Here is a 16,566-nt window from a genome sequence, read left to right as displayed (position 1 = left end):
CCCGCCGGAGTTTTCTTACTTTTGCTGCAAAACCATGCCTTCGATGGAGTGGGAAGCCGTGATTGGACTGGAGCTGCACGTGCAACTCCTCACCGCCAGCAAATTGTTCAGTGCCGATGCTGCAGATTTTACCACCGAACCCAATACCCATATCAGTGCGATCAGCCTGGCCCACCCCGGTACCCTGCCCCGCCTGAACCGCAAAGCCATTGAACAGGCCGTGAAACTGGGCCTGGCCTGCCATGCGGAGATCACCCGCATCAATTATTTCGACCGGAAAAACTATTTCTACCCCGATCTGCCCAAAGGCTATCAGATTACCCAACATCATACCCCCATCTGCAAGGGAGGTTATTTGACAATCTACGTAGAGCACGCCTCGGGCATGGTCCGAAAAACCATTCGCATTCACCACATGCACCTCGAAGAAGATGCCGGCAAGCTGTTGCATCGGGAACATCATGCATGGGTAGATTTCAACCGGGCCGGCGTGCCTCTGCTGGAAATAGTCACCGAACCCGACCTGCATTCACCGGAAGAGGCCGCCGCCTGCCTGACGGCCCTCAGAAGGCTGGTGCGCTACCTGGGGGTAAGTGATGGCAATATGGAAGAAGGTAGCCTGCGTTGCGATGTAAATGTATCCGTCCGCCCGGCCGGCACACAAACCCTGGGTACCAAGGTAGAAATCAAAAACCTGAACTCCGTGCGTTTTGTGCGCAAAGCCCTGGAATACGAAATCAACCGGCAGATTACAGAGCTGGAACAAGGCATCCCCATCGCCCAGCACACACGGGGATACGACGAGCAGCGCAACATCACCTACCCCCAGCGCCAAAAGGAGATGGCGCATGATTACCGATATTTTCCGGAGCCCGACCTCGCACCGTTTGTCATTACCGACTCTATGCTCGGATCCATCCACCAGCAGATGCCACCCTCCCAGGAACTGCTGATGGATACCTACCAAAATGAGCTGGGGCTTGGTTTTTCAGAGGCCTGGCAGCTCACAGAAAGCCCGGCCACCGTACAGTTTTTCACAGAAAACCTTCGCCTGCTTTCCCCGGCGGCAGCCAAAACTATTGCCAACTGGCTGCTGGGACCCATCCGGGCCTACCTGAACAGCCATCCGCTGCAGGAGCCCGCCGGCCACCTGACACCCGGGCAACTGGCAGAACTCATCCAATTGATCGAAAACGGGACAACCACCTTCACGGCTGCAGCTCAGCAATTGCTACCCCCCCTGCTGGAAGGCACCCCTCTTTCGCCTGCGCAACTGGCTGAACAGCTGGGGCTACACAACCAGCCAGACAAGCAGGAGCTGCTGGCCTGCGTGGATGAAATTCTGCATGCCATGCCCGATAAAATCAAACAATATCGCTCCGGAAAAAAGGGACTGCTGGGTTATTTCGTGGGGGAAGTCATGAAAAAAACGCAAGGGAAAGCCAATCCGCAACTCATCCATGAACTGATTCGGGAAAGACTAAAATAAAAATGGAGCTGTTAGACAACAGCTCCCTGCATAATAAGTTAACCATATCCTATGAAAAACCATTTCAAAGGTACATGCAACAGCAGTTTCGAAGCAAGGCGGGTTTAGTGAAAGCCTCATTAAGAACAGGGAATGCACGAATTTTTCCGGTAAACGTGTAATGGTAGATAGGTAAATGTTAAAAATAAACGGGCAACGTGCCGATTCAAACCGCGAATGGATAAATTGCAGGGATAAAACACCTATCATGCGGAATACTGTTTTTACTTTGCTAAGAGGTCCGTGGATTTATTTGTGGCTGGCATTGGGTCTGCTGGCTGCCTGTCATCGCACCCCTTCCCCCCGATCTTTTACCCTGAGCCTTGAATTGAGTCATCTGCCCAATCAAGGAATCGTTTACCTGGATGCCCTCGAAATCAATCAGGTAAAAACCATTGACACGCTTAATCTGTTAACAGCTTCCCAACCCCTGACCTTCACCGGCACTATTCCCGAAGAAGGCCTGTACCGCCTGCGATTCCCCAACGGTCAGTTGCTGTTTCTGGTGCTGTCGGGTGGTCACACCACCCTTTCCGGTGATTACAACCAGCTAAGCCAGGTGGGGTTTTCCGGTTCTTCCGCTTCAGTTACCTTGCAGGCGTTCCTCCATCATCTTTATCAGGAAAACCAAATCCTGACGCAGGAAACGCGCACCTACGACAGCCTGAGAAAATCTGGCCAGCTATCCGACAGCGTGCTGGCTGTGCGGAGTCAGGAAATCCAGACACGTGAGCAAGCCCTGGAAAACTATATCCTGCACTTCGCCGATACCACGCAAAGCCCGGCATGTGCCGTGTTTGCCTTAAGCATGCTGCAAAGCCGGGATGAACTGCTGCAGGCCAAACCCGTGATTGACCGGTTGCTCTCTCGTTTTCCCCATCACCAACTGGTGAAAGACCTGGTGGCTGCCTATCAGCTGATAGCGGAAGAATCTTCGGGTGCACCTCTGCCTGTAGGTTCCGTGGCTCCGAACATCAGCCTGCCCGACACAGCTGGCCACATGCTTTCGCTGCATGATTTCCGGGGAAAATATGTGCTGGTCGATTTCTGGGCCTCCTGGTGTGCCCCCTGCCGCCAGGAAAACCCTTATGTGGTGGCTGTTTACCAGCAATTCAAGGATAAAAATTTCACCGTTTTCAGCGTTTCCCTGGATAGCAAAAAGGAAAACTGGCTGAAAGCCATCCACGAAGATCATCTCAACTGGAATCATGTGAGCGATTTGAAAGGCTGGAATTCCGCTGCAGCCGATCTCTACCACGTGGAAGCTATCCCGGCCAATTTTCTGCTTGATCCGCAGGGAAAAATCATTGCCGAAAACCTCATCGGGCCGGCGCTGGAAGATACGCTGAAGAAGATTTTGCAGTAAAACCCTTTTTCCCGCCCCCATCCCCCTTTTCCCGTCCCCATCCCGAACGAAGTGAGGGACCTCCTTGAACAGCGTGCATGCGATTCAGCGGTTTCCTGCCTGCCGGCAGACAGGCCTCGCAGGTGCTCGCAGTGGCGGTATGGGTGAGGAGATCCTTCGCTGCGCTCAGGATTGGGACGAAGGGGAATGGCTTAGGATGGGGATGAGGGGGAGCGGCTTGGGACGGGGACGATGATGAGAATACCGTCATTCCGGGCTCCGGAAAGGAGCCGTCAGCGTGCGTTTTTGCCCACGGATATTGAAAATATCCACCCGATTCACCAGGCTATCCACCAGCAGGGCATGCGGCGAAGCGGAGAGAAAAGCCCCCTGCCAATATACTTCTGCCCGGCGCGACTGGCCATTTTTCAGGTATTCAATGGCCGCAGTTTCGTCGGGCTTCAGGGCTATCAATCGCAGGGGCAGGCGTGGCCGAAACAGGAGCAGCGGACCATTGTTTTGCGTAACCGCCAGACCCGGGCTGCCCTTACCTAAATCTATCCAGGCCATGGCCTTGGCATCGCCGGGCACATAAAACCCACTCTGCAGGATGCTCTGGGGCCTGAAACTCCCTTTTCCATCACCCAGCAATACCAGTCCATTCAGGGCATCGTAACGACCGGTATTGGGATCGGGACCATAATCGTTACCGCAAAGGGCCACATCCAGATTCCCATCGCCATTGAAATCGCCGGTCACCATGCCATAAACAGGCGCTACTTGCGCCTCTACCGGCAGGGGATGCATCGCAAAGCGGCCATTACCCATGTTTTCCAGGTAAACCGAATGAAACTGATTGGCCTCCAGCACCAATGCTCCTTTTAGCTGGTCGGGCGTAAGGATATCCTGAATGGTAGCCAGACCAAATCCGCGATAGGTGGGAAATTTCCGCCTTAATCCCGGAATCTGCCGGATGAGATCATCCCGCCCTTCGGTGGGATATTCTTTTTTCTTCCCGGTGGAATCGGGCATATACATGGTGGGTATGGCATCGTAGGTGCCATTGCCATCAAAATCTTTGGCATACACATGCATGGGAAAGGCCTGGCTGGCCCGGTAATAGGCATTTTCACCCAGGTTGCCCACGATATAATCCATGCGACCGTCGTTGTTGAAATCGCCCGCCACAATGCTGTTCCACCAGCCTAATTGGTTTTGTACACCCGTCCGATCGGTTACATCCCGAAAATGGCCATGATCGTTTTCCAAAAAAGTAATGGGCATCCATTCCCCAACCAGGATCAAATCGGGCCAGCCGTCGTTGTTGAAATCCGTCCAGATAGCGGCCGTTACCATGCCGATGTTTTTCAGCATGGGGGCCACCTCGCTGGTTACATCTCTGAACAGCGGATGTCCGGGTGTGCTTTCATTTTCCAGCATAAAGGAGGACACGGGTTTAGGCCAGGCGCCCGGCTCTACCCGCCCTCCTACAAACAGATCCATCTTGCCGTCCCGGTTAAAATCGGCCCCAATCACACACGATTTGCTGGTGGTGTTCACCGGGATGGCAGCCGTATCGAGTTGAAACCGGCCATGCCCCAGGTTGTGATAAAACTGATCCTGATAGGCCGATGAGCCTGCAGGCTGTTCTACACTGCCCGAGGTCAGGTACAGATCGGGTTTACCGTCGCCATCGGCATCAAAAATCAGGAGGCCCCTGTTTTCCCGCTGCCGGTCATACCGGTCGGCCATAGCCAGGAAATCTTTCTGTAGAAAATGCCCCGGCCGATCCTGTAACAGCCAGGTGGGCGTATAACCTGTAGAACCGCCTATCAGCAGGTCTTCCAGCCCATTGCCATCCACATCACCCACGGCCAGCCCCGGCCCGTATTGCGACAGCTTGTGCGGTAACAGTTTTTGGACAAAAAAATCATTGTAATCCGGATCCTGGTTTACGTAGTGAATGCCGGCTTTTGACGTAACCTGGGAAAACAGGGCAGTGGCATCTACAGCCGGACGATCATACCAATAGTGGAGCGCCTGGGTATCTTTAGCCAGGGAATGGTCGGGCAGGGCAGCATACGAAGCCGAAAGTGCCGGATAATGGGCATTGCGGATATCCACCGTCAAAAGCTGATCGGCAGGGATATGCACAAGCTTCTGGTATTCGCCATCGGGCCAGAGCACCACCAGCGAATCGACTACAGTGTGCGTCCCCAGGCCAAAGTGCTCGATAGGGTCCACACTCGATAGATAGCCCCGCACCGGCTGGTGATAGCGCATCTGCAGTTGACCGCCGGCATAGAGCAACAAGGTGGTGCCTATTGCATCGCGGTTCAGCGAGTCGCCCACCAGTTTTACCCGCAGAAAATGAGCCCGGATGTGTTTAGCATCATTCAGGGTGTTTTCAAATACAAAAGCCGGCTGATTGATGTTGTTCACCACATAGTCCAGGTCGCCATCGTTGTCTAAGTCCACATACACACCGCCGTTGGAAAAAGAAGGGATATCCATGCCCCAGGCCTTTGTCACATCCTGAAAATGCAGATTCCCCTCGTTTTCAAAAGCATAGTTGGGTATCCGGATGCTGGGGATATGGTTCAGGATATCTTGTTTGGGCATCAGGTTGGTGGCCATTTGCTGATAGGTGATGAAATCATGATCGGTTACGTCTTTCGGATAGCCATTGGTTACGATCAGGTCGAGCCGGCCGTCGTTGTTGAAGTCGGCCAGGCTGGGCGTCCAGCTCCAGTCAGTTTCCGCCACGCCGGCCAGGTAGGCCACATCGCTGAATACCGGATGTTGCACGCTGTCGCCCTCTCCCACGGCAGGTCCCTGGTTGATTTGCAATACATTGCGCCCGAACTGAATCACATACCCATAGGCAATCATATTCAGGTAGTTGAAGTAATTCTCCGCCGGCATGTTTTTCTTTTTGCGCTCATTATCGGCAGCCGCCATATCCACGCTTACCAGATCGGGCAACCCGTCGTTGTTCACATCGCCCACGTCGCTGCCCATGGCCGATTGGGCCGTGTGTTTGAAATAGGATTTGATGGCGTTGGTAAAGGTGCCGTTGTGATTGTTGATATACAGCAGGTCGTTGGTCATAAAATCGTTGTCCACATAGATATCGGGCCAGCCGTCATGATTGAAATCAGCAATATCAACAGAAAGGCCATACCCATCGTCGTGAATGCCAGCCTGTGCCGACACGTCGGTAAACACCGGATGGTGCAGCGAGTCGCTCCAGTCGTTGCGAAACAGCTTGTCGGAGTTGGTGTTCTTGAACTGATCCAGGGGTCCGTAAAAGGCGCTGTTGTTTCGCCCGGCAGGCGTGGTTTCCACCAGATACATGTCTAAATCCCCGTCGTGGTCGTAGTCAAAAAAAGCCGCCATCACGGAGTGACCCGTATCGTCGAGCCCGTATTCATGGGCTTCTTCTTTGAAGACGGGAACCCCGTTTTTATCGAGTCCCTGGTTGATGAACAGCATGTTGCGGCGCTTATTGGGGTCTTTGCTGATGGTGGCACACACATAAATGTCGGGCCAGCCGTCGTTGTTGATATCCACTACCGTGGCTCCATTGCACCAGCGCCCCTCGCCCCGCACACCGGCTTCGTCGGTTACATCCCGGAAATGCAGGTGACCTTGGTTCAAATACAACCGGTTGCCCGTCAGGCTGCCCGTGAAATACAGGTCGGGCAAGCCATCCCGGTTAAAATCGCCTACGGCCACACCCCCGCCGTTGTAGAGAAACTCCAGGTCGATGGGATTGATGGAATCATTTTCCTGCACTTCGTTGTTGAAATCAATACCCGTGCGGGAAGCCGGAAGAAGACGAAACAGGGTGGATGGACGATGCCGACAACCTAAACTCCAGGCCACGCCTATCAAAAGGCAGGCCACCAGTAGCCGATGGTTCATGGGTAAAATTTGCCTGAAAATACAAAATGCCTCCTTTCAAACAGGCTCTTGCCTGCTATTTTGAAAAATTTTTCATCTTCCCGATTTTTGCCCATGCCACAAAATATACACATCAAAATAATTGTTATTTGAGTAAAAACTACACCAGCCTTGAGTTTCGGCTATACTTCTCACAAATTCGTGTAATTCACACACGTTAGATATATTCATTTTTTTACATTATGAAAAAAATTACATAGAAAATTGTTGCATTTTTGAAAAAAACTTTTTTACTTTGCTGGTGTCTTGTGGTGATCACAGAAAAGTGCGGAGTCAGGGGTTGGATTGAGGTAGATGAAAGGATGTGCAGATAGAGAAAACCCATTCTCTATTCGTTACGTATTTTATTGTTGCCTATAAAAACCAATATCCTATGAAACTGTTCACCAATCACCACCGGGTGGCGTGTGTGGTATTTTTCGCCACCTTTTCTATTCTGGCTTCGCGCAGCTTTGCGCAGCTGAAAATCGGAAGCAATCCCACCAACATCCAGAAATCAGCCATCCTGGAATTGGAGAGCGACCGCCAGGGGCTGTTGCTGACCCGGCTGACCGATACCGTGTTGATCAACAGCATCACGCCGGCTCCACCGGATGGGATGATCATTTACCTCTCCAAGGCACCCAATCCGGGCCTTTATGTACGTCGCAATGGCTACTGGGCCCAGCTTTCGGTAGCTGCCGACGACACCACGGCTTTCTGGCGCCGCGGGGGTAACTGGGGTACCGACTCGGCCGGAAATTTCTTAGGCACCCGCGATGCCCAGCCTGTACGCATCGGTGCCAACGGCGTGGAAGCCGTACACATCACCAAGGATGGCTACCTCGAATTGCCTAACCTACCCCAAACCACCGATACCTTGCAGGTGCTGGTTATTGACCCCAGCAACGGCAATATCATCAAACGCAGGAACCTGTCTAACGCCGCTTTCCGGGATGCTATCCAGATTTTAAACGGCTTGCGCAACGAAGGCATTACCCTGAAAGCCGATAGTTCCACAACCAGTCCCAACTTTGGCTTTACGCCTAACGCTACCGACAGCACCCTTACCCTGAATGTGCCGGTCGTAAACAATACCACCCAAACGGCCGGTTTCCTGTCGTATGCCGACTACCTGAAACTGCAATATGCTGCCGCCAGCTGGAGTGCAGCGTTTTCTACCACCCCGGACAACAACGGACTAACCGTTGATAACGCAGCCAAAGTCATCACCCTGCATGCCGCCGATGCCACCCATCCCGGCGCCATCACGGCCGGCACTCAAACTTTGGGAGGGGATAAAACTTTTACCGGTAACGTGCAAATCAACCAAAACCTCGGCGTGTCGGGAAATAGTGCTGTAACAGGCAATAGTACCGTAGGGGGCACCCTACAGGTAACCGGCGACGCTACCCTCCAGAGCAACCTGACTGTCAACCAGAACAGTACGGTCAACGGCAATAGTACCGTGGGGGGCACCCTGAATGTCACCGGGGCTGCTACCTTCCAGAACAATGCCACCGTTAATGGCAACACCGTGCTGAATGGCAACTCCGGCAGCACCCTTACCCTGGCCAATATTGGCAATGCAGCCCCCACCGACGGTAATAATGTGCTCATCCGCAATTCTTCAGGCGTGGTCCTGCAAAAAACCCTCAACCAATCGGCCTTCAAACAACTGCAGGTAGGCAAAGACGCTTCCAAGCACGATATCTATATCGACAGCAGTGCGGCTGATAAAACCATCATCAACATTCCCACCGCCGCTGATACCGTTCGCGGCGTCATGGATACCCTGGCGCAAAAATTCGCCGGCACCAAGAGCTTCCGCGATTCGCTGGCCATTGGCACCACCGGCACGCCCAATTCCACCTTACAGGTACAGGGCTCTTTTTCACTGGCTATTACTACCGTGACAGCTAACTATACAGCCACCGAAAAAGACCATACCATTCTGGCTAATTGCTCGGGTGGACCTATTACCGTAACCCTTCCCAATCCTGCGGGATTAAATGGCCGTATCTATACCATCAAAAAAATTGGTAACGGAGGCATCGACAACGCCCTGACCATTACTCCTTCCAGCGGACAGATTGAGGGAGGCTCAAGCTACACCATCTACAACGACTGGACTTTTGTGACCCTCCAAACCGATGGCACCAACTGGTACATCATCCAGAAATAAGGACCGTGTGTTTGCCCCAATCTTTTGCCCTATTGCCTTTTTTGTATGATGCCCCCCACCCGTCGTCGGGGAGATCCTTCGCTGGGCTCAGGATGGGGACGAGGGGAATAGCTCCGGATGGGGTTGGGTGATGAATGGGCAGATCCGGATCCCGGAGGAGAATACTACCGGGAACAGGATGAAAAACAACGCGACAGGCGTTAACCTAAGAACCAGACCTATGAAAATAACCAGATACAAACAATGGCTTTTCCTGCTTTTTCTGCTGCTGGCCTGCCTGAGCAGCCAGGCCCAGCAACTGAAATTAGGAAACAACCCAACGACAATCGATAAAACAGCCCTGCTGGAACTGGAAAGCAACAACCAGGGCTTACTGTTGCCCCGCATCAGCGATACGAATGCCTTTCATCCGAACCCCATTCCCAATGGCATGCTCATCTACTACGTGGGCACCAGCGATAGCTGCCTCATGATCCGCAAAGATGGCCAATGGGTGAAGATCGTGGACTTTGTGAACCTCGCCAGTCGAGAAACCGACCCCGTAGCTACAGCCAAAACCGTATCCGTAACAGCTGGTAACAGCGCCATCAATGTAGCGGGCGGCACCCAACAGCTGGGCAGCAACCCCACATTCACCCTCACGGTGCCCAATACATCACCTATCTGGAATGCGGATAGCCTGCAGAACGTCAAGGTTTCTGCGACGGCGCCTACGGCCAATCAGTTTCTCATGTACAACAGCACGAGTTCGGCCTGGACACCAACGACCATGGACACGGGGTATATTTCCAATTTCTGGCAGAAGGTGAGAGGGGAGCTATCGGCGGGTACAGGGATTGGGTATAACAGTACGACGGGGCAGATCAGCAATACGGGAGTACTATCGTTCTCAGGTGGTACAACCGGGTTAACACCTTCATCGGCTACCGCAGGAGCTGTTACATTGGGCGGAGTGTTGAACATAGCCAATGGAGGCACCGGCAACACAACGGGGCAGGCACAGTCTGTTGTGGGTACACACAGCGCAGGATATGGGCTTTCGGGATCGGGGTATAATGGCTCTGCAAACGTAACCTGGCAGGCCGATACCAGTTCTGCGAATTCCTTAACCACAAAAAATTATGTCAGGAATTATTACAGTGGGAGTATGGGCATATCGGTAAACAACTCAACGGGTGTTATATCCAACACGGGGGTATTAAGTTTCAATTCAAGGACGGGCAATGTAACGCCGGCATCGGGGGACTATAACCTGTCTATGTTGGGAGATGCTACCATCAGTTCTCCATCCAATGGTCAGCTATTGCAGTATAATAGCTCTACCGGTAAATGGGTCAACTGGACACCTAACTATCTAACCGCTAACCAGACTATTACTTTTACTGCATCTGGAGATATATCCGGTTCAGCATCCGGGAGTACAGCTTTGTCCCCCACTTTAACCATAAACAATGGAGCTGTAACCTACTCTAAGATTCAGAATGTAACAGCAGGAACTTTATTAGGGAGATATTCCGCAACAAATGGGACAGTGCAGGAGATTATTTTGGGGAGCGGATTGTCGTTAAATTCATCTACAGGAGTATTAACAGCTACAGGAACAGGGGGTACAGTTACTTCTGTAGGGCTTTCGATGCCATCTGTGTTTACCGTATCAGGCTCTCCTGTAACTACTTCAGGTACTATAAGCGTAGGATTGGCTTCTCAATCGGCCAATTTAGTATTTGCATCTCCTAATGGGACAAGCGGAACTCCTTCATTCCGTGCTTTAGTTGCTAATGATTTGCCAGCATCTGGGGTTACTGCAGGAACATACGGAAGCGCAACTTCTGTTGGACAGTTTACTGTTGATGCTAAAGGTAGAATAACAGCTGCATCTAATGTATCTATAAGTTTTCCTGTTACTTCTGTAAACACTAAGACGGGGGCAGTAACCCTTAATTTATCAGATTTAGGGGATGCAAACATAACAACTCCTACTAATGGTCAGTTGCTTCAATATGACAATACATCTGGTAAATGGAAGAATTGGACACCCAATTACCTCACAGCTAACCAAACTATAACTCTATCCGGAGATGCAACAGGCAGTGGCACAACATCTATACCTGTAACTTTAGCTAATTCGGGGGTTACTGCTGGCACATACGGAGATGCTACACATGTTGGTCAATTTACCGTAGATTCCAAAGGCAGAGTAACCAGTGCATCGAATGTTTCTATTTCATTCCCCGTTACTTCTGTAAACACAAAAACAGGAGCGGTAACGCTTAATTTAGCTGATTTAGGAGATGTCAACATCACCACTCCATCCAATGGGCAATTACTCCAATATGATAACACATCCGGTAAATGGAAAAACTGGACGCCCAACTACCTGACTTCTTACACCGAAACTGACCCCGTAGCTACTGCAAAGACGGTAACCCTCAATGCTGGTTCGGGGATAAGCATAACAGGTGGGAGTCAGACAGTTGGTAGCAATCCCAGCTTTACCGTAACTGCTCAGAACACTTCTGCTATCTGGAATGCCAATCAGCTACAAGGTGTAGGCGTATCATCCACAGCACCTACCAGTGGGCAGTTGTTGCAATATAACGGAACAAACTGGGTGCCCTGGACACCCAACTATTTAACCGGCAATCAAACGATAACGCTATCAGGTGATGTTACAGGCAGTGGCACCACTTCCATCAGCACAACCTTAGCCAACTCAGGGGTAACAGCAGGTACGTATGGCAGTTCTACGCAGATCGGCCAGTTCACGGTAGATGCTAAAGGCAGGATTACATCTGCTTCCAATGTAAACATCAATTTCCCGGTAACTTCTGTGAATGGAAGCACAGGAGCTGTATCGCTTGGATTGGGGAATCTGAATAATGTTTCCCTTACAAGCCCATCCAGCGGGCAGTTATTACAATACAATGGCTCCAACTGGGTGAACTGGACGCCCAATTTCCTGCCTGCAGCTAATATATCCGGTACCACGAATTATGTTGCCAAGTTCACGGGGAGTAATACGTTGGGGAGTGGCATCATCTATGACAATGGAAAGGTAGGCATAAGCACCACGACTCCCGATAGCCTGCTCACCGTTAACGGCAGCAGCCATTTCACCGGCAACCTCAGGCTTGATAAAGGCCTTAGCCTTGCAGGGAACTACGGAACGGCCAATCAGGTCTTGACTTCAAATGGAGCGGGCAACCTGCCTTCCTGGACTTCGCTTTCCACGCTGGAAACCGATCCCACATCCTGGCATCTGACCGGCAACAGCGGCACTACACCCGGCACCAACTTCCTCGGCACTACCGATAACAACGATCTGGTGTTCAAAACCAACAATACGGAACAAATGCGGATTACTGCCGGTGGTAACGTGGGGATAGGCACCAATAATCCACTGGTGTCTTTTCAAGCCAATGGCCAGGCTGCATTTGGAACCAGTGTGACCACCACCAGATTGCAATCCGGCACACCCGGCAATTTGGGACGAACATTTAGCTTGATTGATCCGACGGCTGTGATGCGGGTATGGCGATTCACAAACAATACCGGCCAAAATCCTGCCGTGGAACTGATCTGGGGAAATAACGACGATGCAACCAACACTGCAAACATGTGGTGGGATTTCTATGTACTCGCCACCGATGCCTTTTCGATCCGGAGAAGAACAGGTGGTGTGAATCAGGATATGCTGACTATTCTCAATAACGGAAATACCGGCCTGGGAAACACGAATCCGCAACAAAGATTGGATGTAAACGGCAATATCCAGTTTTCCGGCGCTTTGATGCCGGCGGGGAATGCGGGTACAACAGGTCAGGTGCTGGTATCTCAGGGCGCCGGAGCAGCCCCTCAATGGCAGAACCTATCAACGGCACTCAATGCCTGGTCGCTGACCGGAAATGCGGGCACGAATCATTCATCCAATTTTATTGGAACTACTGATTATCAAGGACTTACATTTAAGACAAACAATCAAAATGCAGGGTATATCGGGGTAGCCGGTGGGGAGAGTGACGTGGCTTTGGGTGCCGGATCAAACGTAACTTATCGAAGTGCGGCTTTTGGAGCTAATGCAACTGCAGACAGCCAGTCTGTAGCCGTGGGATATAATGCCTCTGCAACCGGATATCTTTCTACTGCGATAGGCAATTCGGCGTCTGCCACGCAAAATAATAATATAGCTGTGGGCAGTAATGCACAAGCCACAGGATATCAAAGCGTGGCTCTTGGCAATGCGGCTACAGCAGGCGCACAAAACAGCGTAGCTATCGGCAACGGGGTGTCCACTAATCAAGCGAATGCTTTCATTTTAGGAAACAATTCCAATAACGTGGGCATTCATACCACCACCCCCCAGGCCAACCTCGATGTGAATGGCAATTTCAAATTAGGGCAACAGGGAACGGTATTAAATAATATCGTAAGCATTCCCAACGTCCAAATCTCAGACAACACCAGCTTCTGGGGAAATCACTATGTCACAGTTACACTCACTCTACCAAACGGATTTTCATTAAGCAATAATGCAACAATTATCATCAACCCGAGGAACAGGCTGGATCCCCTTTCCATTGGCTATGTAAGAGTAACAGGCACAAACCAAATCGAAGTACAATTTGTGAATACGGATAACTATACCAGTGGTGCTTACGTATATCTGGTAAATCATTCTCTTGGTACGCAATCCTTTAACATTACTATCATCCAGTAAAATTGAACGCTCGTTTTCCATATCGCCTTATCCAGATCCTCATGACAGGCCTCTACATCATAAGAGCCATGCAGGCCTGGAGTCAGTCGTACGCCACCTATGTGCCGGACAAAGGGCAATTGTTTGTTTTCCCCGACGATACGGTGTCCATCTTTTCCCCCATGATCAACCACGGCAGCCTGGGCACCATGCCCGGCGCCGTGGTTAACTTTGCCGGCACATCGTGGACCAACAGCATGCAGGCTTCGCTGCCCGACGGGAGCGCCGATGGCCATAGCGGCCAGGGCGGCCTCTTCCGCTTCCTGCCCCCGGCGGGTGGCGGCCGGCAAACGATTTTCGGCGGCTATGCCCTCACTACCGGCCAGGGCCCCGCCTTCCCCAACCTTAGCATCGCCAACCCGCAGGGCGTGCAGCTGGGCGACTTAGGCGACCTCCACGTGCGCCATGTGCTGAACTTCGAAACCGGCCGCCTCTACCTGAACGGTTGGAACCTGCTGGTGGGCGACGGCGATGCCGGCCTCATCACCGGCTACGATAACCAGCGCTATGTGGTTACCGACACCGGCGTGATTGGCGGCCTGCTGTACCGCGACCGCCTCCGCCCCACCGATAGCGCCGTAGCTTTCCCCATCGGCACCGATGCCTATAGCTATGCTCCCGCCGCCGTGATGCTCACCGCCGGCAGCGGCCGCATCGGCATGCGCGTGTTCAACCACGTGTTTGCCCATGCCATGCGTGACTCCATCAACGACCTCGACTATGTGAAAAAAACCTGGTACCTACAATCGTCCTCGCCCGGCCTGCAGTACAATGTGCTACTCCAGCACCAGGAGTCGGACGAAGGTCCACGCTTCAGCGCCTACCGCGACAGCAGCTATGTGTCGCTCTACGACCCGGTGAAGGGCCAGTGGGATATTGACCGCAGCAGCGTGGGTCGCCTATACGGCGGGCAAATTGCCTATGGCGGCATCCGCCTCACTGGTCATTACATGAACCTGCGGCAGGAGCTCAGCACATCAGCTCCCAACCCGGGCAACCCCACTGCCGGCGGGCAATACCTCTCGGTGAGCACACTCATCTACAGCGGCGATGTGTGCCCCTCCGTGCATTACAACGACCTGCTGGCCGTGCGCACCAGTCCCGACTATGTGGAGCTGTTCTGGCATAGCTACGGCGAGCGCAACATGGCCTACTACGTGGTGCAACGCCAGATACAGGGCGAAGCCGACTTTCAAGATATCGACACCATCCAGAGCCAGGCTCCCGGCGGCTTCAGCATGAATATGCTGTACTACCACCTGGACGATTACAATCCTACCGACCAGTGGACTTACTATCGTGTGAAAATGGTGGGATTGAGTGGCTGTATTCGGTACACCAGCGTCATGAAGGTGCCCTGGGCTATTCAGATCATCATCACCCCCAACCCGAACAATGGACATTTCACCGTGCACCTGCGTAATGTGAAACACCCGGTGCGCATGCAACTGGTGAACGTGCCCGGACAGGTACTCAAGCAATGGGTGGTTGCGCAGGATCAGGATATTCAGGTACATGGGCTAAGCGATGCCACCTACTTTGTGGAATTCTATGATGCCCGCGACAATCGCTACATGGGCCAGCAAAAGGTGGTGGTGATTCATTAAACCCCCTGTCTTCCCCATCCTGCGCCGTTTGATGCAGGTAATACCCACAGGTGGTGATTCACTAAACCCCCTGTCTTCCCCATCCTGCGCCACACCCCTTCGTCCCCATCCTGATTTCCCCCTTCGTCCCTATCCTGAGCGCAGCGAAGGATCTCCTCACCCATACCGCCACTGCGAGGCCTGCCGGCAGGCAGGAATCCGCCGAATCGTATGCACACTGTTGAAGGAGATCCCTCACTTCGTTCGGGATGGGAGAGAAAAAAGGGATGGGGGCGGGGAAAAGGGGTTTGGCATGGCGGCAAGCATCAGCAAGCCCATCAACCCAATCAAAAAATATCTATCTTTCCATTATGCCAACCCATTGGGAAATATCGGCCAAGCAACGATGGTGGGGATTCCCTGAAATGCCCCGACTCAGGAGAGGCTATCGCGACTTGCTGTGGCGGCTGGTGCGGCGCGACCTGCTCACCAGCTACCAGCAAACCATCTTAGGCCCCCTCTGGTTGTTGTTGCAACCCCTGCTGAGCATAGCAGCCTATACCTTTATCTTCAAGCGGGTGGCCGATTTACCCACCGATGGCTTGCCCGCTCCCTTGTTTTACCTGACCGGCATTATTGGGTGGACCTTCTTCTCGGAAAGCCTGATTGCCGTTTCGTATGCTTATCATAGCTATGCCGATATCTTCAGCAAGGTGTATTTTCCCCGCATCATCGTGCCACTGGCTGCGCTGCTGCATCATGGCATCCGCGCCGGCATCCAGAGCCTGCTGCTGATCGGACTCATGGGCTTTTACCTCCTGCATGGCGAATTGCACCTTGGATGGAAGCTTTTGCTTGCACTTCCTGTAATCATATTGATAGCCCTGCTCAGCCTGGGGCTGGGATTGATAGCGGCTGCCATCAGCGCCCGCTATCGGGATATCCAGAACCTGCTTCATTTTTTGCTGCGCCTGGGCTGGATACTTACCCCCATCATCTACCCCTTGTCGATGGTGCATTCATGGCTGCGACGCTGGCTGCTGCTCAACCCGATGAGCGCGCTGATGGAATACCTGCGCTATGCGCTTTTAGGTGCGGGATATCACCAGATAGGCGGCATGTTGTATGCTGCCCTGGCTTGCCTGGTTGTGTGTGCCATTGGCCTGATGGCCTTCCGCTGGCGCGACGGAAAAGTGATGGACATTATTTAGTTTAAACAGT

10 protein-coding genes are annotated in these 16,566 nt (G+C 52.4%); 7 read left to right on the top strand and 3 right to left on the bottom strand.

The annotated features are described in order from the left end of the window. Positions 1–34: 34 nt before the first annotated feature. Both gatB and BM367_RS06215 read left to right on the top strand, forming a co-directional pair. Positions 35–1,489 (top strand): Asp-tRNA(Asn)/Glu-tRNA(Gln) amidotransferase subunit GatB, encoded by a 1,455-nt coding sequence (gene gatB / locus BM367_RS06220; RefSeq protein ID WP_245759915.1) that lies wholly within the window; start codon positions 35–37, stop codon positions 1,487–1,489. A gap of 247 nt (positions 1,490–1,736) precedes the next feature. Then, positions 1,737–2,894, top strand: a complete 1,158-nt coding sequence (locus BM367_RS06215) for a TlpA disulfide reductase family protein (protein ID WP_177224129.1) — start codon at positions 1,737–1,739, stop codon at positions 2,892–2,894. Positions 2,895–3,140: 246 nt separating this feature from the next. Here BM367_RS06215 and BM367_RS06210 read toward each other — a convergent pair whose 3' ends face one another. Beyond that, entirely contained in the window at positions 3,141–6,800 is a 3,660-nt protein-coding gene (locus BM367_RS06210; protein ID WP_092459005.1) for a VCBS repeat-containing protein, read from the bottom strand. A 412-nt stretch (positions 6,801–7,212) separates the two neighbouring features. Here BM367_RS06210 and BM367_RS06205 point away from each other — a divergent pair, with 412 nt between their 5' ends. Together BM367_RS06205 and BM367_RS06200 are read left to right on the top strand one after the other, a co-directional pair. Beyond that, positions 7,213–9,003: a polymer-forming cytoskeletal protein gene (locus BM367_RS06205; protein ID WP_092459003.1), complete on the top strand. Its 1,791-nt coding sequence runs from the start codon at positions 7,213–7,215 to the stop codon at positions 9,001–9,003. A 220-nt stretch (positions 9,004–9,223) separates the two neighbouring features. Beyond that, entirely contained in the window at positions 9,224–13,720 is a 4,497-nt protein-coding gene (locus BM367_RS06200; RefSeq protein ID WP_092459001.1) for a beta strand repeat-containing protein, read from the top strand. On the opposite strand, the gene BM367_RS12105 is transcribed toward BM367_RS06200, so the two are convergent. Beyond that, positions 13,675–14,049 (bottom strand): hypothetical protein, encoded by a 375-nt coding sequence (locus BM367_RS12105; RefSeq protein WP_143103969.1) that lies wholly within the window; start codon positions 14,047–14,049, stop codon positions 13,675–13,677. The two genes, BM367_RS06200 and BM367_RS12105, sit on opposite strands and share 46 nt — an antisense overlap. Before the next feature lie 93 nt (positions 14,050–14,142). Further along, entirely contained in the window at positions 14,143–14,448 is a 306-nt protein-coding gene (locus tag BM367_RS12100; protein WP_143103968.1) for a hypothetical protein, read from the bottom strand. On the opposite strand from BM367_RS12100, the gene BM367_RS12095 reads away from it, so the two are divergent. From BM367_RS12095 to BM367_RS06190, 3 genes are read left to right on the top strand one after another with little or no spacing between them, the layout of a single operon-like run. Then, a complete protein-coding gene (locus BM367_RS12095; RefSeq protein WP_143103967.1) occupies positions 14,419–15,366 on the top strand; it encodes a T9SS type A sorting domain-containing protein in 948 nt (315 codons plus the stop codon). The two genes, BM367_RS12100 and BM367_RS12095, sit on opposite strands and share 30 nt — an antisense overlap. Positions 15,367–15,394: 28 nt before the next feature. Then, positions 15,395–15,769 carry a hypothetical protein gene (locus tag BM367_RS12165; RefSeq protein WP_177224128.1) on the top strand — a complete coding sequence of 125 codons (375 nt, stop codon included), beginning with the start codon at positions 15,395–15,397 and terminating at the stop codon, positions 15,767–15,769. Further along, complete coding sequence (locus tag BM367_RS06190; protein WP_177224127.1) at positions 15,717–16,556, top strand: ABC transporter permease; 840 nt, start codon at positions 15,717–15,719, stop codon at positions 16,554–16,556. The genes BM367_RS12165 and BM367_RS06190 overlap by 53 nt, the downstream gene beginning before the upstream one ends. Positions 16,557–16,566: the final 10 nt, after the last annotated feature.

The organism is Thermoflavifilum thermophilum (assembly GCF_900116565.1).
GTDB classification, from domain to species: domain Bacteria; phylum Bacteroidota; class Bacteroidia; order Chitinophagales; family Chitinophagaceae; genus Thermoflavifilum; species Thermoflavifilum thermophilum.
This window is presented reverse-complemented; position numbering and strand designations above follow the sequence as displayed.

Bases quoted from the DNA above. Each gene is read 5' to 3' on its own strand.
- gatB (WP_245759915.1), top strand. From the start codon at position 35: ATGCCTTCGATGGAGTGGGAAGCCGTGATTGGACTGGAGCTGCACGTG.
- BM367_RS06215 (WP_177224129.1), top strand. From the start codon at position 1,737: ATGCGGAATACTGTTTTTACTTTGCTAAGAGGTCCGTGGATTTATTTG.
- BM367_RS06210 (WP_092459005.1), bottom strand. From the start codon at position 6,800: ATGAACCATCGGCTACTGGTGGCCTGCCTTTTGATAGGCGTGGCCTGG.
- BM367_RS06205 (WP_092459003.1), top strand. From the start codon at position 7,213: ATGAAACTGTTCACCAATCACCACCGGGTGGCGTGTGTGGTATTTTTC.
- BM367_RS06200 (WP_092459001.1), top strand. From the start codon at position 9,224: ATGAAAATAACCAGATACAAACAATGGCTTTTCCTGCTTTTTCTGCTG.
- BM367_RS12095 (WP_143103967.1), top strand. From the start codon at position 14,419: ATGCGCGTGTTCAACCACGTGTTTGCCCATGCCATGCGTGACTCCATC.
- BM367_RS12100 (WP_143103968.1), bottom strand. From the start codon at position 14,448: ATGGGCAAACACGTGGTTGAACACGCGCATGCCGATGCGGCCGCTGCC.
- BM367_RS06190 (WP_177224127.1), top strand. From the start codon at position 15,717: ATGCCAACCCATTGGGAAATATCGGCCAAGCAACGATGGTGGGGATTC.